The following is a 19536-nucleotide window of genomic DNA, read 5'->3' as shown; positions in this document are numbered from 1 at the left end:
GATCACTTATCAATATCTGTCGAAGGAGACCTTAAAATAAACATACAGACATCGTTAGCGATGTTATTACCGAATATTTATTTTCTACAGAAAAGGTAAACATCTTACCCAATATCGGTGGCTTTGACTAGTTACCGTCGGCTTACTCATAAGTATTGCTTATCTGTTTTTGCCCGACAAATCGCAGCTAGAGAGCAAAACAAGCAATCTCAACCATAAAAAAACGAGATGTATAACAACACCTCGTTTCTGGTAAATACGTCGATGCTTATGGCTTAACTGCTACGAGTACACGAATAGAATCCGGTACTAATGATAAGTTACCAAGTGCTTGCTCACCTTGAGCTTTAAGTTGCTCTAAACGCTCAATCTCTTCAGGACGTACGTTTGGATTGATCGTCTGTAGATGTTTTAGACGCTTGATTTCGCGTGACCATTGCTGACTAAAGCGGCTACTTGCTTGCTCACCAATCTCAGCGATCTGCTGACGAGCAATGTCTTCGGCTTCATAATAACGCTGCTCAATCACATCGCTACGTACTTTAATCACTTGACGAGCACGGTTTTTATCCAATCGCTCAACGTGCGGCATAATCATCTCAGCACTGATACGAGCCGATAAATCACTGCCCTGCTCACTGATAAAGACACGGATATTTTGCGTGGACAAAGTCGCTGGCAGATTGAGCACTTTTGGCGCGATTGCTTCAACACGGAAGTTCACCTCTAGCAGTACCATACCTTGCGGAACCGCGGCACTTTTTAGCATGGCAACTGTCGTATTACCAAAGGTGCTGGTGCTCGCTAACTCATAAATCGCACGCATCAATGGATGCTCATGAGTGATAAACTCGATGTCTTCACGTTGAAGCGCTTGCTCGCGCTCAAAGGTCAGGGTCATACCGTCTTCATCACCAAGTGGCAAGCCATCAATATAATCACTAATCTCAGTGCTATCGATAGGCGCAATAACCCACGAGCCATCACGCTGAATATTGTGATCGATATTGGCAGACGCAAAGAAACGCTCAATAAAGTGTGGCAGCAAATTATTACCATCAAAGTCACGCATAGCATCAGCGATACGACCTGCGACACGCGGACGGCATGAGTTGTACTCTAGCAGACGGTCACGACCAGCTTGTAGCTGTGCTTCTAGTCCCAAACGTGTCTGTAGCGCCTCGTCAATAATGTCTTGCAAGATGACATTGTTCTCAGAAGTATCAGCACCCTCAAGCATTGGCTTAAGCTCTTGAATATATTGCTCTTGTACGCTTTGTGCGGTTGGCGATATCTGATTGAACATGTTCAGCGCATCGTTATACCACTGATACAGACGCTCTTGCGCTGTACCTTGTACGTAAGGTACATGTAGCATAATTTGCTGCGTCTGACCGATACGATCTAGACGGCCGATACGCTGCTCTAACGTATCTGGATTAGCAGGCAAATCCCATAGTATTAACTGGCTTGCAAACTGGAAGTTACGACCTTCTGAACCAATCTCTGAACACAGTAGTATCTGCGCGCCTTCACTATCTGCAAAGAATGCGGCCGCTTGGTCACGCTCAAGCAAAGTCATCTGCTCAGTAAAGATAGCTGTCTTAATGCCTGCATGCAGACGCAACACCGCTTCTAAACTCTCTACCGTCGCGCCACTACGAGCGATTAATAGAACTTTTTGATGCTTAAGCTCACCGCGTAAGATATCAATCAACCAAGAAACACGTGGATCATCTTCTAGCCAGCCACCGTCTGGTTGGTTTTCTTCGCCCCATAGCTGCTCACGCAACTTACCATTGGTTTGATAGCTATCTTTCCATGCTTCAGGAAGTGGCAATGGATATGGCTGACTACTACGACCATAGAAACCTTTGACACTCTCACGAGTATTACGGAACAAAATACGACCTGTGCCATGACGATCTAATAGCTCGTTTAGCGCATGTGTACGCAGTTTTTCATCTTCATTGATTGAAGATAGTTCTTCAATACTAATATCTAATAAGCTACTCAAGGCAGCGATTTGGCCTTCATTCAGTGGCTTTTCTTCTATCAAGACGCCAGCAACTGCTGCTGTCTCTGCAAAAGCTTCTTGACCATCGATAAACTCATCCAAATCATCAAAGCGATCTGGATCAAGCAGACGCAGACGGGCAAAGTGGCTTTGCGCACCAAGCTGCTCTGGCGTTGCTGTCAATAGCATCACGCCTGGCGTTTCTTCTGCGAAATCCGCAATCAAGTCATACTTATCATTGCCGCCTTGTGCTTCATCCCAATGCAGATGATGCGCTTCATCAACAACCAATAAATCAAACCCTGCATCCATCGCTTGATCATATAAGTCTGGGTGATCGAGTAACAGATCCATACCACCAATGATACATTGCTCAGTGGCAAAAACGTTTTGTTCAGGGTCGTGTTCTTTAATAGCCGCAGTACGCACTAGATCAAACAAGGCAAAGTTTAGGTTAAAGCGGCGACGCAGCTCAATCATCCATTGATACTGCAAACTATCTGGTACCAAAATCAACACACGCTCAGCTTTGCCCGTTAGCAACTGCTGATGAATAATCATGCCCGCTTCGATGGTCTTACCAAGGCCAACTTCATCAGCCAATAATACACGCGGCGCGATACGTTTGCCGACTTCATGTGCGATATATAGCTGATGCTCGATGATATCGACACGTGCACCCATTAGGCCTTTTAGTGGATGACCTGCCAGCGCTGACTGCATACGCAGGATATCTTGACGCAGCTCATACCAGTCACCACGTTCAATACGGCCAGCAAGCAAACGCTCAAGCGGCTTGGCCAACGTGATATTGGCAGCAAGGCGGGTTTCCATTATTCCTTTAGAAGCAGTGCCGCCCTCGTGCTCATCGACGCCATATTTGAGCACACCCATGACTTCATCGACAGCATTGACCGTATAGCTTTTGCCATCTTGGTCATAAATAGTATCGCCAACCTTAAACACCACGCGCGATAATGGCGCAGAGTTTTTTGCGTAGACGCGTGTCTCTTCACTTTGCGGAAATAAAATATGCACACACCGATCGTCAACATCGATGACCACACCTAAGCCAAGCTCAGACTCCGTATCAGATAAATAACGTTGACCAACGGCGAATTCAGTACTGTGCAATGAAGCAATAGAGATAGTCATAAGGCGATGTCTTTTGTACTCAGATAATGAAATTTAGATAGATAGCTTAGAAAACAGCAATGGCGGCTAACAATAGCTAAATAAGGTTGTTCACACCATAAAATGTCAAAAAGACATAGAAGAAGTGCCACAACACCAATCAAGCCAATCGTTAAGCCCAACCATTATATAACGTTAGCGGGTAGATGAGTGCGTTAAGTTGACTTTTCAAGAGGCAGCTTGCGATAGCTATGATTTTATCAGCTATTTAATCGATACTATGTCAGACAAATACACGATTGTTAAATAATACAGATTATCCTATTTTATCAGCAGCTTATATCTGTTCAATCGATATTTGGTTGATTCGTTTTTGACTAAAAATACCAACGTGCTACATTAAGCCGATAAGGATTCATGCGATAACCATTTATTCGCTGATTATCTATAAGACAACAATAAGTAAGGACTAGCCATGCAAGCCGTTTTTTTAGACAAAGGTACTTTTTCTGAAGGTATTGACCTGCCTGCACCAAGGGGTGTGAGCGACTACATCACTTATAACGACACGCCAAAAGACACGGCTGTCATCATTGAACGTTGCAAAGATGCTGACATTATTATTACCAATAAAGTCCAGATTGGTGCAGAGGTGATAGAGCAATTGCCGAAACTTAAGCTGATCCAACTGACTGCCACTGGCATGAATAACGTCGATCAAGCCGCTTGCGATAAGCACGGTGTCGCGCTTTTTAATGTCGCTGGTTATGCGGTCAAAAGCGTTCCCGAACACACATTTATGCTCATGCTGACAGCGATGCGTGCTGGTATTCATTATCATCAGAAAGTCGCTGATGGCACGTGGCTGGCAAATGGCAATTTTTGCCTGCTGGATATTCCGCTGATTGATTTGGAAGATAAGACGTTAGGTATTATCGGTATTGGCACCATCGGCAAGCGCGTGACCGAGATTGCTCGTGCCTTTGGTATGACCGTACTGTGGGCAGAGCACCAAGGACGTGAACCACGCAGCGACGACTATACCGCGTTTGATGAAGTGCTGGCGCGTGCGGATGTGATCAGTCTGCACTGCCCATTGAACGAACAAACTGAGCATCTTATTAATAAAGATACTCTGGCAAAAATGGTTAAACAACCGCTCATTGTCAACGTCGCCCGTGGCGGCATCGTTGATAGCCAGGCATTAACTGACGCGGTTAATAATGAGCAAATCATCGGCTATGCTAGCGATGTGTTTGAACAAGAACCGATCGCCGATAATGACCCTTTGCTCAATATCAGCGACCATCCGCGTGTTATCTTTAGTCCGCATAATGCATGGGGCAGCAAAAGCGCTCAAGAGACCTTGTGGCAGATGTTAAGCAAGCAAGTGGCCGATTTCATCGACAACCATCATCAATAATTACCAAGATACTAACGACTGAACCGTAACCAGTCGTCTTTTACCTTACGATACTTAAGCATGATTCGATCGCTTAAATAGTTGTTGGTCACGAACCAAGGATAGCGATCGCCTTGCTTAGGTAGCTCGTCTTTGCCGCGTCTGACATAACCAGACGATAGCGAACCCATCACGGTATCTGCTTGAGCACAGGCTGTCATATCGTCAGTCTGTGCTTGTGGCATGGCGACTTGATAATGGTTTTTATGCATATACCCCAACAGCCTCACTACATATTGACAAGCCAAATCGATTTTTAGTGTCCACGAAGCATTGGTATAGCCAAACAGTGCTGCCAGATTAGGTATGCCTTCTATCATGACCGCTTTGTAGGTCATACGCGTGCCAATATCGACAGCTTGACCATCGATATATACCACAGCCCCGCCCAACATCTGTAGCTTTAAGCCAGTCGCAGTAACGATGATATCAGCGTCGAGATGCTGGCCAGATTGCAGCATAACTCCTGTCTCAGTAAAGTGGCTGATTTGATCGGTTACCACTGTTGCACGTTTGTCCTGCAAGGCCTTGAATAAATCACCGTCAGGTACCGCGCATACTCGTTGATCCCACGGATTATAGTCAGGCATAAAATGGTTGCTATCAACGCCGCTACCCTTTAACTCTTTTTTTACTCCATTTTTTAAGACTGCTTTCATCACCTTGGGTGCATGAGTCGCAACTTTGTACAGGCCTTGTTGCCGTAACACGTTGCGCGCGCGTAGTGCCGTATAAGCCTGCTCTTTTGATAATGGTGAAAACTTGCCTGATAGCCAGTCCATAGCATGGTCATCACCCGGCACGCTCGCCACATAGGTCGGCGTACGCTGTAGCATCGTGACATGACGTGCACACTGATTACTGTCTTTATCTACTAGCGCAGGTAGCAACGTCATCGCTGTGGCACCGCTACCAATAACGACGACTTTTTTATCATTATAGTCTAGATTATTCCAGTGCTGTGGATGGACGATTTGACCGTGGAAATTCTCTTCTCCCTCAAAGTGAGGGCGATAGCCTTGCTCATAGTCATAATAGCCAGTGGCACCTACGATAAACTTGGCAGTCTTAACAAACATCTCACCGCTTGCATGGTTTTTGATGGTCGCTGACCACTGTTGATCCTCACTAGACCATGATATCTGCTGAACTTCATGCTGATAATGGATATGTTTGGTCACCCCAAACTCGTGTGCCGTATCGGCGATATAGCGCTTGATATCATCGCCTGCTGCAAGCATTCTATAATCAAGCCATGGCCTAAAATTATAGCCAAAGGTCAGGGCGTCAGAGTCAGAGCGAATCCCAGGATAGGTAAATAAATCCCATGTACCACCCAAATCAGCACGCTTTTCTAAGATAGCAAAGCGCTGTGGAGGTTTTTGCTTATTAGTCGGTTTTGCCTGCTTTTGCTTTTTTGGGGCTTTATGACCGAATAAGCCTTTATGCTGCTGTTGCTGTAAACGGCAAGCCATGCCAATACCTGCAATACCCGCACCGATGATCAATACTTCATAGTCGGCTACCTTACCCGTCTTTGAACTTCTACCTTTAAGGCGGTTTTTGATGGCCTGTTTGGTAGTGGTGATATCAAGCATACTTTCATCCTTGTGTTTGCATGACTGGCATTTTATAGCTGGCTTTAGAGCCATTTATCGCATCTATTAACCGCAAGCGGTAAAATCTAACGATTTAAAATGGGCAGGGACTTTCCCAATCCATCCAAGCACCCAGTACCGGATGCTTTAAACGCAATTGCTGTGCATGTAAGTTGAGCCTCGGGGCTATCTCTAGTGCAGCACCTTCAGCATAAATCGGATCGCCAATCATCACATGGTCGACATGCACCATATGTACGCGTAGCTGATGACTACGGCCCGTGACTGGCTTTAGCATGACCCGAGTGACTGCCTCGCCATTACAGGTTTCGTGAGCCACAACTTCATATAACGTCAGCGCATGCTTTGACCAGTCGTGGTCGACGATATGGCGCGGTTTGGTACTTGGCTCATAGCGCACTGGCACTGATATCTCACCAGTTGCGCCGACCTGCTCCCATTCACCAAAAACACGTGCTTGGTATTTCTTTTGCGGTAGACGCTCGATGAATTGCTTACTGATATTGGTTTGCGCTGCTGCGTTTTTTGCAAAAATAAGCAGTCCCGAGGTGTCCATATCTAAACGATGAATCAATTTGACAGCTGGATTGGCGCGCTCAAGACGAGCAAGCAGACTGACTTTGAGTGTTTTACCATCGACGCTTAATAGGCCTGCAGGTTTATCAACCACCCAAATGTCATCGTCTTCATAAACCGTAATTTCTTGCGCAAATTTTTTGAAAAACTCAAGCGGATAAGCGCCTTCTTGGGCATTGAGGGCATTAACTTCTTCATCGGTAAAAGGCATAAATTTAACTACTTATGTAAATTGGTTTTAAGATAAGGATTTTTGGTGGTTAATCTTTTGGACATGATAGCTATATTTGGCACGATAGCCACTTTATGAGCAACGGTTATATGGACAAAAGGGCAAAACTTTGACTGATTTTTAATGTCATTAATATCGCTAGCTACTAATCACTAGCTACTATATAAACGAGGTAAACATAAGACTTCTACCTTGCTGAGATACATACTTTGATAAGGATAATCGTATTAAATAACAGATTAGACACTCTTGTGCTGCACCGTTTCGATTTATTGTGCTAATACTAGTTGTTAAACAATTTAACCAGCCTGTATCTGTCAAATTAGGGCAAACATGTTAATATAATGGCACATTTTCACCCCTTCTAAACAATTCTTTGACCACCAACTGATTTATTATTAAACCAATATATATGTTGATGAGTGGTGATAGAAGTAATAAAACAAGAGAGATAAAATTATGTCAGACCTTATTGTACATACTACCGACACAGACTTTGATCAAGACGTTCTACAATCAGACGTACCTGTACTAGTAGACTTCTGGGCGCCATGGTGTGGTCCTTGTAAAGCCATTGCTCCTATTTTAGAAGATCTAGCGACTGAGTACCAAGGTAAAGTTAAAATCGTTAAAGTAGACGTAGACAACAACCCACAAGCGGCTAGCCGTTTCGGTATTCGTAACATCCCAACGCTATTTGTATTCAAAGATGGCGAAAAAGTTGATTCAGTAATGGGCCTACAGCCAAAAGCTGAATTGGCTAAAGTATTAGACAAGCATTTATAAGTTACATTTGCTCGCTCTAGGTTACCTTGAGCGGGTAAAATAGAATAACCGAGAAAGCCATTATCTGACTAAGATAGTGGCTTTTTTGCTTGTTTTTTGTGCAAAAAACTCGATAATGTGACTTTTTTGGCAAAATTTATTGACAACGCTATTGTGAAGACCGTATAGTCTGCTGACAAGAGAAAACCAACTGTTTTCCTAAGTATCTTGTCGCTATTCTCCTCGTGTTTATCAACAAAAACACAATCGTCATTATAAACACCATTGCTGAACAAAATGACTAAACGCAATTACTGATATTGAGTTTTTGACGCAGACTCTTATGTAGCCTTTTTTATCCTTATTTCTTATTACCTTGCCTCCAATGATGGCAATGCGTACATAAGCAGACATATAAAACCAAAACTACATAAACTACAGCGCTGTGCACACACCCATATCATCATATTACCGTTATTTTAATCACTGTCGTGACTTGTGCTGCTAATGGCATCTCTCATCTGATCAATTGCTAATGACCTATCTATGAATCTTACTGAATTAAAGAAAAAATCAATCGCTGAGCTATTGGCTATCGCCAAAGAAATGGGTCTTGATAATATGGCTCGTAGCCGTAAACAGGACATTATCTTTGCTATTTTAAAAACCCATGCGCGTAACGGTGAAGCCATTTATGGTGACGGCGTACTTGAGGTTCTTCCTGATGGTTTTGGATTTTTGCGCTCATCAGAAGGCTCATATTTAGCCGGTCCTGATGATATTTATGTCAGCCCTAGCCAAATTCGCCGTTTCAGTCTAAAAACTGGTGACAGTATCGCTGGTACGATTCGTCCACCAAAAGATTCTGAGCGTTATTTTGCATTATTGAAAGTCGGCGAGATTAACTTTGATACGCCAGATCGCTCACGTCATAAGCTTATCTTTGAGAACCTGACACCCCTATTCCCAACTGAGCATTTAAAACTTGAGCTTGGTAACGGAACCACTGAAGATTTGACTGGTCGTATCATCGATCTAATCGCTCCGATTGGTAAAGGTCAGCGTTCTATCATCGTTGCACCGCCAAAAGCGGGTAAAACGATGTTGCTACAGACCATCGCACAATCAATCACTCGTAATAATCCTGAATGCTATTTAATCGTATTATTGATTGATGAACGTCCAGAAGAAGTCACCGAGATGGTGCGTACAGTACGCGGTGAAGTGGTTGCTTCTACTTTTGATGAGCCGCCACAGCGTCACGTACAAGTGGCTGAAATGGTCATCGAAAAAGCCAAGCGTTTGGTTGAACATAAGCAAGACGTGGTGATTTTACTTGATTCAATTACGCGTCTAGCACGTGCTTATAACACGGTCATTCCGTCGTCAGGTAAAGTATTGACCGGTGGTCTGGATGCCAATGCTCTAGAACGTCCAAAACGTTTCTTTGGTGCTGCGCGTAACGTGGAAGAAGGTGGTAGTTTGACCATTATTGCCAGTGCATTGATTGATACTGGCAGTAAGATGGATAGCGTCATTTTTGAAGAGTTTAAGGGAACGGGTAACCAAGAGATTACGCTTGAGCGTGACTTGGCTGAAAAACGTGTATTCCCTGCGATTAATATCAAAAAATCTGGTACACGCCGCGAAGAGCGTCTATTGGACGAAGACAAGCTGCGTAAAGTATGGATTTTACGCAAACTGCTTCAACCGATGGATGGCGTACAAGCCACTGAGTTCTTATTGGATCGCCTAAAAGAAGCGAAAACCAATGATGAATTCTTTGAGCAAATGAAGCGTAAATCACAAAACTAATTCTTAGTTAACTTGTTAAACATATTCAGCTTTGATTTGAAATTAAGACTACCTATAGGTAGTCTTTTTTATGACAGCATCAAAATATTAATAGTTAAACCCATTAAAATGTAATTCCTTCTGTCGTTTACAGCTATTGGTGATGATACAGTACGGCAACATCGCTTACATCTCGTTTGCAAAGTTTAGCGCTTTTACTACGACTATATTATTAGTAACCGACTATTATGACAGACAGTAGGAATATACTTGAAAATATCATGGACACAGTATTTTGAAGGTATTGTATTTTAAACTTGATGACTTAATAGGTGATAATATGAAATTTGCTAAAACGATCGCAATGACTGCAATTACTAGCTCAGCCCTAATCATGACTGGTTGTAACTCTTATAGCGGTATGAGCAATACAGCTAAAGGTGCTACCGCTGGCGCAGCAGCTGGTGCTCTTATTAGAAGCAAAGGCGACAGCAAAGATATCGCTCGTGGCGCATTGGCTGGTGCAGCGATTGGCGGTGCTGGTGGTTATGTTCTTGACAACAACTAAATCTTTCTACGCTGATATTATTTGACAATTGATTGAGTAATATCAGATAAAAGATGATAAAAAAGCCTGCAATTCGTTGCAGACTTTTTTATGTCTTAATTTTGATTATAAGTCCATGCGCTAGACTTATAATCAAAAACATTATTATTAGAAATACATCATTAGTCAAATACACAGTTATTAATACATATGGCCATTAAAGTGCACCGCTGAACGTATCGCAAGATTGTACATTACCGCTTTCTAGACCACGGGTGAACCATTCGACACGTTGTTGACTGGTACCATGAGTAAAGTTATCGGGCACTACTGCACCACCACTCGCTTTCGCTAGACGATCATCACCAATTTGACTAGCTGCATTCACCGCTTCATCAAGATCTCCAGCTTCTAAAAACTGTACACGCTCTTGATTGCGCTGTGCCCATACACCAGCAAAACAATCCGCTTGCAACTCTTGCAATACTGATAGCTTATTGGACTGTGCTTGGGTCACTTGCTGACGAGCTTCATTGACCTGTTGGCTAATGCCCAGTAGCGTCTGAACATGATGACCGACCTCATGCGCTATCACGTAGGCCTGTGCGAAATCGCCAGCCTTGCCTTGGTTCTCTTCACCACCAGAGCCTTGCTGATCGCCTGAAATACCAAGATTCTGACGCATCTCTACAAAGAATGACGTATCCAAATAAACAGTCTGATCCCCTGGACAATAAAATGGACCGGTTGCAGAGCTAGCACTACCACATGCTGAGCTGACCTGACCATTAAACAAAATCAATGACGGTTCTTGATAAGTACTACCAGCTTCATTAAAGATTTGATGCCAGACTTCTTCTGTATCTGCTAGTACAACTTTCACAAACTGCGTGTCTCGGTCTGTGCTGGTTGCCAGCTCAGTAGATGATTCACTACTACCACCTGTAACCGCTTGACCTGTCTGTAATGCGGTCATTGGGTTTACGCCAAATACCAACCATAAAATACCAGCGATAATGATACCCCCAATACCACCGCCGATCATCTTACCGCCACCTGTGCTAGAGCGCACATTAGAGCTACCTCGTCTACCTTGCCATTTCATAATTCTATTCCTCAAATATAGATTGATTCACTATTTCTATTAACTACTATCTCTATTAGCCACTACTTCTATTAATCTTTACTTATGTTATATGTTATTTGACCAGTTAACTCACGCTATGACCTAGTCTACTATCCTAAAAGCAAGTAGAAACCTATAAAATTGCTAACTTAACTAGGATTTATGTAATATAGGACCATAATCGGACTATTTAATTCAATTCTTACCCATAAAAACGGGGCTAATATCAACAATTCGAGACAAAAAATGAGAACCAAAAGAGGTCTTAATCCCTCTGATGTCATTGATTATACGTCGATTAATCTAGCCTCTTGTATTAAAAAGTATATCGGATAGCCAAAGTAAAATATTATTTTAAATTTTATTGTTACTTAATTGTACAGGCTATTTCTATTTACTTAGAAAACCTATAGAATGCGTGGAAGCTGAGTAGCTGCGACTAAGACTAGTTGAATTCTGAGAAATCTCGGATTTCGACCTTTGTTGCTGCTACTGCTCATTTCATTTTTCCGGAGAAAACCATATGAAACTTAAATTACTTGCTCTAGCTGGTATCATGACTGCAACTATGGGCCTTACTGCCTGTGATAGCAGCAAAGAAAACGCTGCTGAAGATTTATCTGACGCGCAAGAAGAAGTGCAAGACGCACAAGAAGAGCTAGCTGAAGGCGCTGCTGACGGTGAAGCTATCCCTGCTGATGCTGACGCTGCTGTTGCTGACGCTGAAGCTGACATCGCTGATGCTCAAGAAGCAACTGCTACTGACGAAATGGACGCTGAAGTTCCTGTAGACGGCGACACCACTAGCGTAGACGTAGCTAGCGAAACTGATACTGCTGCTGTTGAAGCTTCTGACGAAGTAGTAGTTGAAGAAGCTCAGTAATTTATTGTTCATACAATAGATAAACTGTAGTAAAAAAAAGAGAGCCTATGCTCTCTTTTTTTATGTCTATCATTTATGATTTTAGTAGGTTTCTACTTTATAGATAACCCTAATATGCGATGCGTGCTGCAATATCGAAATATATAGATGTACGCAAAAATAACTAAGTGCAAATACGCACTAGCATTCTTATAAACTCACGATAAAACAGACACACTATCGTTCAGCGCAGTGCCAAACTAGGTATTAGCTATCAAACAAACGCTCGTCAACCTTCTGACGAAATTTCTGCCCTGTTTTGAAAGTAACCACACGGCGTGCGGATACTGCAACAGGCTCCCCTGTTTTCGGGTTACGGCCTGGACGGCTGTTTTTATCTTTAAGCTCAAAGTTGCCAAAGCCTGAAAGCTTGACCTCTTTGCCATCAATCAAACTCTCTGACAGCTCATCAAAAAAGTTCTCCACCAGACAGCGGCCTTCTTGGCGTGTTAGGTTTAGGTGACTCATCAAATGCTCAATCATGTCAGATTTGGTTAAGGTGCTCACAGTACGACTCCTATGCTATGTCGTGATGTCGAATATCATGGTTTAGCGGTATGAGGGTTAAGGCTAGCTATTATAAAGGTTTTTTGACTGTTTTTTAACAAAGTCTTCATTAAAATCCTTTATTAATAACCACTTAACTTATTCTATGAATAGCAATGCTCCGTAGCCTCATGGTAAAAAGACTACAGAGCATTGGGTATAATACTTACTAAATGTTAGCTGTCGCGCAGCTGTACAGAATGCTGGTCAGTTAGCGCTTGTACCACTTTATCTGTGGCAGTCTTGACGGCTTCGTCAGACAACGTTTGCGTACTGTCTTGCCATATTAGTGCAAACGCTAGTGAGCGCTGACCTTCTGGTACTTTGTCACCTTGATAGACATCAAATAACCAAAGATCAGTCAACAAATCACCTGCCGCAGTTCGCACCGTTGTCTCTAGTGTCTGCAAACTGATGTCACTGTCTACTAAGATAGCAATATCACGGCGTACTTGTGGGAACTTGCTTGGTGTAGTGATAGCATGCTGCTCACGTGCAGTCGTCAATAGCGGTGCCAGTGACAATTGAGCGACCCAGGTAGTCGGCAGATCTAACTGCTTAGCAGTATTTGGGTGCAACTGACCCAACCAACCAACATATACATCATCGATATATAACTCAGCGCTTTGTCCTGGATGCAGGAAGCTCAGCGTACTACGCTCGTAGCGGATACGTGCGCTATCGATTTGTGCTGGCAATAGCTGCTCAATATCATGCTTTAGATCATAAAAATCTAAGGCGCGGTTCTGATACGCTTGTTCGCTCCATATATCACCAACTGCCACCAACGCAATACTTGGCGTTTGCACTAAGTCACTAATACTTTGTCCAACAAAGCTAAGACCTGTCTCGAAGAAACGTACGCGCGGCTGCTGACGATTTAAATTATATTGCACGCAAGGCAATAGGCTCGATAGCAAAGTACGACGCATAACGGCTAAATCACTAGAGATAGGGTTTGCCAGTGCCAACACCTCCCCTAGCGCTTCGTCATCAAGCAATGCTTCTAGTTTTGCATCACTAAAGCTAAAGCTAATCGCTTCCATATAGCCGTTGTCGACCAATGCGAGCTTCATCTCATGGGTCAAATCCGCAGTATCATCATAATCCATACTTACTTGTAAATGTGGCAGGACGCTTGGAATATTGTCATAGCCATAGATACGAGCAATCTCTTCGATTAAATCCTCGCGGATACTCATATCAAAACGGTAAGATGGCGGCTTGCAAACTAGTGAATCGCTCTGCTGCTCTACGTCAAAACCCAGTTGGGTCAAGATACGTACCATCTCAGTTGGTTCAATATCAATCCCAATGACATCACGCACTTTCGCGATTGGCAATGTAATCGGTGCACGTGCTGGCAAATGCTCAAGGTTTTCGGCCGTGACTATTTGACCTGCTTCCCCGCCAGTAATACTGGTGATTAAATCACAAGCTCGTGCCAACGCCAATGCTGGTAATTCAAAGTCGACGCCACGCTCAAAACGCTGTGATGCATCCGTATGTAGCCCGAAACGGCGTGCGCGCGCAGCGATAGCTAGCTGATTAAAGAAAGCACTTTCTACAACGATATTGGTAGTGCTATCAGTGACACTGCTACGCTGACCACCCATAATACCAGCCAGTGCCAAGGCACCTTTATCATCAGCAATCACAAGCTCATCACCGGTCAAGGTAACGGTTTGCTCATTTAGCAAAGTAATGGTTTCATCAGGCTGTGCCAAACGTACCACGATATCACCTTCGATCGTGTCTGCGTCAAACGCATGTAGCGGTTGACCCAACTCCATCAACACATAGTTGGTCACATCGACCAAGAAGTTGTGTGAACGTAGTCCTGATTGTACCAGCGCATCTTGCATCCATTTTGGAGTATCGATGCTACGGTCAATATTGTGAATCGACTGCAACAGATAGCGAGGGCACGCTTCCTTTGCATCAACTGTCACAGCCGGCGTTGCAGCAGTGCCAGCAGTATTGGCCGAGATTTCTGGCATTTGTACAGATAAATCGTTGATGACAGATATTTCACGAGCGATACCACGTACGCTAAAGCAATCACCACGGTTTGGGGTGATTGAGATATCCAATATTTGATTATCTAAACCTAGATATTCACGAATATCTGTACCAACTGGTGCATCTTTAGGCAACTCAAGCAAGCCATCTATATCATCGACTAAATCAATTTCAGAAGCGCCACATAGCATGCCATTTGAGGCCACACCGCGTAGCTTACTCTTTTTGATTTTAAACCCTTTCTTATCATCGCTTGGCAATACCGCACCAACGGTAGCAACCGGTGCTTTCATACCGACGGTCACGTTAGGCGCGCCGCAGACAATTTGTAATGGCTCAGCGTCACCGATATTTACCTGAGTAACACGTAATTTATCTGCATCAGGATGCTGCTCAACGCTGATGACTTCACCGACAACCACACCGCTAAAAGCACGGGCAACTGCATAGCGATCATCAATCTCAAGACCTGCCATAGTCAACTGTTCGGCTAACTGTTCGCTAGTATTTGTAGGGTTTACCCACTGACGTAGCCACTGTTCGCTAATTTTCATAAATATCTCGGATCAGAATTTTATAATAAAGATGTTGGAGTAAAGCTTGGCGAATTCATTTGCTATAGTCAATCCTATATAAATTAGATACAGCGTCAGGCTCGCTCAGTCTACGATTTGTAGCACTTTCACTCACTTTCCTTGGATCTAAATTATCTTGAACTGACTATATAGCTATAAAAAAAACTCTAGCCAAATTGCTTTAAGAAGCGCACGTCATTTTGGAAAAACAAGCGCAAGTCATCAATACCGTAATACAGCATCGCAAAGCGTTCGATACCCATACCAAAAGCAAAGCCAGTGTATTTGTCGCTATCGATACCGCAATTAGTCAATACTTGTGGATGCACCATGCCGCAGCCCATTACTTCAAGCCACTTGCCATTGTCATCTAAGATATCCACTTCTGCAGACGGCTCAGTGAATGGGAAAAACGACGGACGGAAACGTACGGTCAGCTCTTTGGCAAAAAACGCTTCTAGAAACTCACTGATTAAACCTTTTAGCTCAGCAAAAGTGCTCGACTCAGTGACCATAAGGCCTTCTAGCTGATGGAACATCGGCGAATGTGTTTGATCTGAGTCGTTACGATAAACACGACCTGGGCAAATGATGCGAATCGGCGGCTCATTTTTTTCCATGGTACGAATCTGGACAGGACTGGTATGCGTACGCAATAGATAATGCGCATCAAAATAAAAGGTGTCATGCATCGCGCGCGCAGGATGGTGCGACGGGATATTTAACGCTTCAAAATTATAGTAGTCGCTCTCGACTTCGGGGCCAGTTGCGACATTGAAGCCCGCTTGAATAAAGTACTGCTGCATACGCTGAGTAATCATGGTTACTGGATGCAGATGACCTTTTTGACCACCGCGAGCAGGCAAGGTAATATCAATGCTCTCGGCCTCCAACTTGGCATTGAGCGCTGCGACTTCTAGTTGCTGCTGCTGGTCTGTCAGTGCTTGCTGAATGCGACTACGCACTTGATGCAACCAGCCGCCATAAGTTTTTTTATCATCAGCATCGAGCTTGCCCATCTGCTTTGACCAGCCCGTTAACGGACTCTTTTTACCAGTCAATTGCACACGCAAATCTTGCAGTGTACGCGCATCAGTTACTTGTAAGATTAGAGCTTCAGCAGCACTCGCAAATTCGGTAAGCTGAGCTTCGTTAAGCTCATTAAGCTCTGAAGACAAGGTCGGTAGCGCCGACAAGTCGTTGGTGGCAGCAGGGTTAGTCATAAGACGCATTATTCCTGATTTGAACGGACTATTAATTGTAGGGATTTGACCAAATATTGCAAACCATTTATCCAGTTATGTTTATATAAAAGATTAATATAAAGGCTGGTTATAAGAATGGCTTGAATATTTAGACGATGATAAGCGTATTTTTGCTAGACAAAGTTCAATATAGAGCACGCTTAAAATAATTTAATATAAAAAAAGCCACCGACCAGCGGTAGCTTTTATTAATATCATACTATTAATCAATATTAGTCCTATCCATTTAGACAATTGCTTATAAATAATTATTTAAAAGCATCATACCTAAAGGACGGTTAATATTTAGGCCAATTCCGCTTTTGCTTTTTCGACCAATGCTGTGAAAGTCGCTGCATCATGCATAGCGATGTCTGCTAGGACGCGACGATCGATTGCGATGTTTGCTTTTTTCATGCCATTGATGAAGCGGCTATAGCTTAAGCCGTTTAAGCGTGCACCAGCATTGATACGTGCGATCCAAAGACGACGGAAAGTACGTTTCTTGTTGCGACGGTCACGATAAGCATATTGACCAGCTTTGGTCACTGCCTGTACCGCTACGCGGTAAACACGTGAACGGGCACCGTAGTAGCCTTTTGCGCGCTTTAAGATTTTTTTGTGACGGCGATTTGCCTGTACACCACGTTTTACACGGGCCATAATTTACTCCAAGATTTTTTAATCACTGTTAAGCGAGTGATGATGCCGTTAAATAATAAACATCATTGTCAGATTGCAAAGTCAAATATTTTCAATCAAAGATAGATGACGGTAGGCTATTAAATGTATGGGCACATACGACGAACTGCTGCTTCGTCAGACTTGTGCACCAACTTAAGACCACGCAATTGGCGAATACGCTTAGCTGATTTCTTGGTCAAAATATGGCTTTTGAATGCTTGCTTACGCTTGAAGCCATTCGCTGTTTTTTTGAAGCGTTTAGCTGCGCCGCTTCTGGTTTTCATCTTAACTTTCATGATGATTTGCCTCTTTTTCTGTTTTAGAACCTGGTCGTCAAATAGTCATGCTGAATAATCGTTATATAAATAACCACTAAACCTCTATTTGCCTCGAGGTGGGAGGCGCTATTTTAGCAGATAGTGCCTTGTTTTGCCAAGTAAAGTTTTGGCGAGGTTTTAGTAGTCAATATAGACAAGTAATCAGCATCAAATAAGCGATAGCGGCTCTCCTAAAAGCACCAATAAAACGGCTGATTTTTATCCAAATAGATTGAATGTCAGCCTAAGCTGTGCTTAAGTAGAGACTAAGCTATATCTTCATATAAACACCATTAAAACAGCTTATTTACCATGAATACTTAGACTGTAATGTATAGTCATAACGATAACAGTGCTGATAACCTACAGCACGATAAATAGAATAATCTTTGGCCATCACTCTAGGAGATAGTGTGTCAAAACAAGAGTTAGTATTCGACGACGACTTGTTTGTTTTTGAGACAGTGATGCGTGTACGTCATACGGAAGCCGACGCAGGACAGCATATGACGGTCGAATCTCTGACAGCGCTATTGTCCGAAGCACGGCTAAGATTTCTATACGCTAAAGGTATCAAAGAAATCAACGCAGACCATCAAGGCTTGATTATTGATAAATTGCAGCTAGATATTGTGAGCCGTATCCGCGTACGAGAAGAGCTGTTATTTGAAGTTGGTGTTGAGCCAATATATGATAATGGCGGTAATATAATCCTAAAGGTCACGCGGATGCACACGGGCGAGATAGTAGCAAAAGCGCGCCAGCACTTTCGAGGTTACGACTTTAACCTCAATAAAGTGACTAAGCTTGATAATACGATCAAAGAAGCGTTGTATCCGCATTTATTTAGACTGTAGAATCGCTTGTTATAAATAGTATGCTGTCATTTAGCATAGTTGCACTCTATAGCACATTTAGTTGACATCATATTGCTAGCTGTCAGCATATTGCAGAGCATTTCAGATAATCTCCCCGCTTTAATCATAAGTAGTATAATTGCTTATCACTCTTTTTCACTTTCTACCTATAAGACGACAAATACATTATGACTTTACCTGCTTGGCTGACTGCCGTAACTTTTAATGATGATGGTTTGATTCCTGCAATTGCTCAAGATCATCAGACAGGTCGTATTTTGATGATGGCGTGGATGAATGCAGAAGCATTACAGCTCACTGCACAAACACAGACAGCGGTTTATTTTTCGCGCTCACGTGCCAAACTGTGGCATAAAGGTGAGTCATCAGGTCATACACAAACTGTGCATGATATTCGTCTAGACTGTGATGCAGATGTGATTGTGCTTAGTGTCACTCAAGCTGGCGGCATTGCTTGCCATACAGGACGCGAGTCGTGCTTTTATCAGCGTTTGGATTTATCAGGTCAAACGCCTGAATGGCAAACCGTCGATAAAGTATTGAAAGACCCTGCGGATATTTATCATTCTCATGAATCTACTAGCGACACTCATGAAATTGAAAACACTGGCGCGAATACTGACTCTGATACCATCCAAGCACAACCTGATACAGCTCAAGCGCAAGTCGATAAAGCCTCTGTCTTACAGCAGCTTGATAGCGTATTAGCAGAGCGTAAACAAGCCGATGCCGACAGCTCTTATGTGGCCAGTCTGTATGCCAAAGGATTAAATAAGATATTAGAAAAAGTCGGTGAAGAGAGCACAGAGAGTATCATCGCTGCCAAAGATTTTGCTAACTGTGATGAGAGTACAGACAAAGCAAGCTATGATGAAGCTCGTCATGAGCTGATCTATGAAGTCGCCGATGTCTGGTTCCATACCTTGGTTGGGCTAGCATGGTTTGATATAGAGTCGGATGCCGTGTTAAACGAGCTAGGCAGACGTTTTGGGTTATCCGGTATCGATGAAAAAGCCGCTAGATAAGCCTAAATAAAAAATAAACGTCTATTTTATTTGATTATTGTTGCTTTCACC

General features: G+C 43.2%; 16 protein-coding genes. 7 read left to right on the top strand and 9 right to left on the bottom strand.

Annotated elements, in window-relative coordinates; genetic code table 11:
- Nucleotides 1–268 precede the first annotated feature (268 nt).
- Nucleotides 269–3172 carry an RNA polymerase-associated protein RapA gene (gene rapA / locus ACQKCG_RS11125; RefSeq protein ID WP_182176683.1) on the bottom strand — a complete coding sequence of 968 codons (2904 nt, stop codon included), beginning with the start codon at nucleotides 3170–3172 and terminating at the stop codon, nucleotides 269–271.
- Between the two features lie 454 nt (nucleotides 3173–3626).
- Between rapA and ACQKCG_RS11120 the strand changes: the two genes are divergently transcribed.
- A complete protein-coding gene (locus ACQKCG_RS11120) occupies nucleotides 3627–4574 on the top strand; it encodes an NAD(P)-dependent oxidoreductase (RefSeq protein ID WP_101204907.1) in 948 nt (315 codons plus the stop codon).
- Between the two features lie 11 nt (nucleotides 4575–4585).
- On the opposite strand, the gene ACQKCG_RS11115 is transcribed toward ACQKCG_RS11120, so the two are convergent.
- Both ACQKCG_RS11115 and ACQKCG_RS11110 read right to left on the bottom strand, forming a co-directional pair.
- Nucleotides 4586–6088 carry a flavin-containing monooxygenase gene (locus ACQKCG_RS11115; RefSeq protein WP_404944620.1) on the bottom strand — a complete coding sequence of 501 codons (1503 nt, stop codon included), beginning with the start codon at nucleotides 6086–6088 and terminating at the stop codon, nucleotides 4586–4588.
- Nucleotides 6089–6305: 217 nt separating this feature from the next.
- The gene (locus ACQKCG_RS11110) at nucleotides 6306–7019 is read right to left on the bottom strand and encodes an RluA family pseudouridine synthase (protein WP_101204905.1); all 714 of its coding nucleotides are present in this window, start codon (nucleotides 7017–7019) and stop codon (nucleotides 6306–6308) included.
- 480 nt (nucleotides 7020–7499) lie between these two features.
- Between ACQKCG_RS11110 and trxA the strand changes: the two genes are divergently transcribed.
- The 3 genes from trxA to ACQKCG_RS11095 all read left to right on the top strand — a co-directional run bounded on the left by trxA (nucleotide 7500) and on the right by ACQKCG_RS11095 (nucleotide 10167).
- Nucleotides 7500–7826 carry a thioredoxin gene (gene trxA / locus ACQKCG_RS11105; RefSeq protein ID WP_057761928.1) on the top strand — a complete coding sequence of 109 codons (327 nt, stop codon included), beginning with the start codon at nucleotides 7500–7502 and terminating at the stop codon, nucleotides 7824–7826.
- A gap of 525 nt (nucleotides 7827–8351) precedes the next feature.
- The gene (gene rho / locus ACQKCG_RS11100; RefSeq protein ID WP_055125334.1) at nucleotides 8352–9620 is read left to right on the top strand and encodes a transcription termination factor Rho; all 1269 of its coding nucleotides are present in this window, start codon (nucleotides 8352–8354) and stop codon (nucleotides 9618–9620) included.
- Nucleotides 9621–9939: 319 nt separating this feature from the next.
- Nucleotides 9940–10167 (top strand): hypothetical protein, encoded by a 228-nt coding sequence (locus tag ACQKCG_RS11095; protein WP_101204904.1) that lies wholly within the window; start codon nucleotides 9940–9942, stop codon nucleotides 10165–10167.
- Between the two features lie 196 nt (nucleotides 10168–10363).
- On the opposite strand, the gene ypfJ is transcribed toward ACQKCG_RS11095, so the two are convergent.
- Nucleotides 10364–11251: a KPN_02809 family neutral zinc metallopeptidase gene (gene ypfJ, locus ACQKCG_RS11090; RefSeq protein WP_101204903.1), complete on the bottom strand. Its 888-nt coding sequence runs from the start codon at nucleotides 11249–11251 to the stop codon at nucleotides 10364–10366.
- 544 nt (nucleotides 11252–11795) lie between these two features.
- On the opposite strand from ypfJ, the gene ACQKCG_RS11085 reads away from it, so the two are divergent.
- Nucleotides 11796–12155 carry a hypothetical protein gene (locus tag ACQKCG_RS11085; RefSeq protein ID WP_101204902.1) on the top strand — a complete coding sequence of 120 codons (360 nt, stop codon included), beginning with the start codon at nucleotides 11796–11798 and terminating at the stop codon, nucleotides 12153–12155.
- A 246-nt stretch (nucleotides 12156–12401) separates the two neighbouring features.
- Here the strand turns inward: ACQKCG_RS11085 and ACQKCG_RS11080 are convergent, their stop codons facing one another.
- From ACQKCG_RS11080 to rpmI, 5 genes are all read right to left on the bottom strand, one after another.
- Entirely contained in the window at nucleotides 12402–12701 is a 300-nt protein-coding gene (locus tag ACQKCG_RS11080; protein WP_057761935.1) for an integration host factor subunit alpha, read from the bottom strand.
- A 215-nt stretch (nucleotides 12702–12916) separates the two neighbouring features.
- Nucleotides 12917–15316, bottom strand: coding sequence for a phenylalanine--tRNA ligase subunit beta (gene pheT, locus ACQKCG_RS11075; RefSeq protein WP_101204901.1), 2400 nt, complete (start codon nucleotides 15314–15316; stop codon nucleotides 12917–12919).
- A 188-nt stretch (nucleotides 15317–15504) separates the two neighbouring features.
- A complete protein-coding gene (pheS, locus tag ACQKCG_RS11070; protein ID WP_101204929.1) occupies nucleotides 15505–16560 on the bottom strand; it encodes a phenylalanine--tRNA ligase subunit alpha in 1056 nt (351 codons plus the stop codon).
- A gap of 327 nt (nucleotides 16561–16887) precedes the next feature.
- Nucleotides 16888–17244, bottom strand: a complete 357-nt coding sequence (gene rplT / locus ACQKCG_RS11065) for a 50S ribosomal protein L20 (RefSeq protein ID WP_011281252.1) — start codon at nucleotides 17242–17244, stop codon at nucleotides 16888–16890.
- 119 nt (nucleotides 17245–17363) lie between these two features.
- Nucleotides 17364–17561, bottom strand: coding sequence for a 50S ribosomal protein L35 (gene rpmI, locus ACQKCG_RS11060; RefSeq protein ID WP_057761939.1), 198 nt, complete (start codon nucleotides 17559–17561; stop codon nucleotides 17364–17366).
- A 434-nt stretch (nucleotides 17562–17995) separates the two neighbouring features.
- On the opposite strand from rpmI, the gene ACQKCG_RS11055 reads away from it, so the two are divergent.
- Both ACQKCG_RS11055 and hisIE read left to right on the top strand, forming a co-directional pair.
- A complete protein-coding gene (locus tag ACQKCG_RS11055; protein ID WP_101204900.1) occupies nucleotides 17996–18439 on the top strand; it encodes an acyl-CoA thioesterase in 444 nt (147 codons plus the stop codon).
- Between the two features lie 188 nt (nucleotides 18440–18627).
- Nucleotides 18628–19485, top strand: coding sequence for a bifunctional phosphoribosyl-AMP cyclohydrolase/phosphoribosyl-ATP diphosphatase HisIE (gene hisIE / locus ACQKCG_RS11050; protein WP_101204899.1), 858 nt, complete (start codon nucleotides 18628–18630; stop codon nucleotides 19483–19485).
- Nucleotides 19486–19536 lie beyond the last annotated feature (51 nt).

The organism is Psychrobacter sp. NPDC078929, from assembly GCF_050267985.1.
Lineage (GTDB): Bacteria > Pseudomonadota > Gammaproteobacteria > Pseudomonadales > Moraxellaceae > Psychrobacter.
The sequence above is the reverse complement of the archived record's forward strand: the minus strand, read 5'-3'. Positions and strand labels throughout refer to the sequence as shown.

Coding starts and splice junctions, on each gene's coding strand:
- rapA (WP_182176683.1), bottom strand. CDS start 3,172: ATGACTATCTCTATTGCTTCATTGCACAGTACTGAATTCGCCGTTGGT.
- rho (WP_055125334.1), top strand. CDS start 8,352: ATGAATCTTACTGAATTAAAGAAAAAATCAATCGCTGAGCTATTGGCT.
- ACQKCG_RS11120 (WP_101204907.1), top strand. CDS start 3,627: ATGCAAGCCGTTTTTTTAGACAAAGGTACTTTTTCTGAAGGTATTGAC.
- rpmI (WP_057761939.1), bottom strand. CDS start 17,561: ATGAAAGTTAAGATGAAAACCAGAAGCGGCGCAGCTAAACGCTTCAAA.
- ACQKCG_RS11095 (WP_101204904.1), top strand. CDS start 9,940: ATGAAATTTGCTAAAACGATCGCAATGACTGCAATTACTAGCTCAGCC.
- rplT (WP_011281252.1), bottom strand. CDS start 17,244: ATGGCCCGTGTAAAACGTGGTGTACAGGCAAATCGCCGTCACAAAAAA.
- ypfJ (WP_101204903.1), bottom strand. CDS start 11,251: ATGAAATGGCAAGGTAGACGAGGTAGCTCTAATGTGCGCTCTAGCACA.
- ACQKCG_RS11115 (WP_404944620.1), bottom strand. CDS start 6,088: ATGGCTTGCCGTTTACAGCAACAGCAGCATAAAGGCTTATTCGGTCAT.
- hisIE (WP_101204899.1), top strand. CDS start 18,628: ATGACTTTACCTGCTTGGCTGACTGCCGTAACTTTTAATGATGATGGT.
- pheS (WP_101204929.1), bottom strand. CDS start 16,560: ATGACTAACCCTGCTGCCACCAACGACTTGTCGGCGCTACCGACCTTG.
- ACQKCG_RS11085 (WP_101204902.1), top strand. CDS start 11,796: ATGAAACTTAAATTACTTGCTCTAGCTGGTATCATGACTGCAACTATG.
- ACQKCG_RS11110 (WP_101204905.1), bottom strand. CDS start 7,019: ATGCCTTTTACCGATGAAGAAGTTAATGCCCTCAATGCCCAAGAAGGC.
- trxA (WP_057761928.1), top strand. CDS start 7,500: ATGTCAGACCTTATTGTACATACTACCGACACAGACTTTGATCAAGAC.
- pheT (WP_101204901.1), bottom strand. CDS start 15,316: ATGAAAATTAGCGAACAGTGGCTACGTCAGTGGGTAAACCCTACAAAT.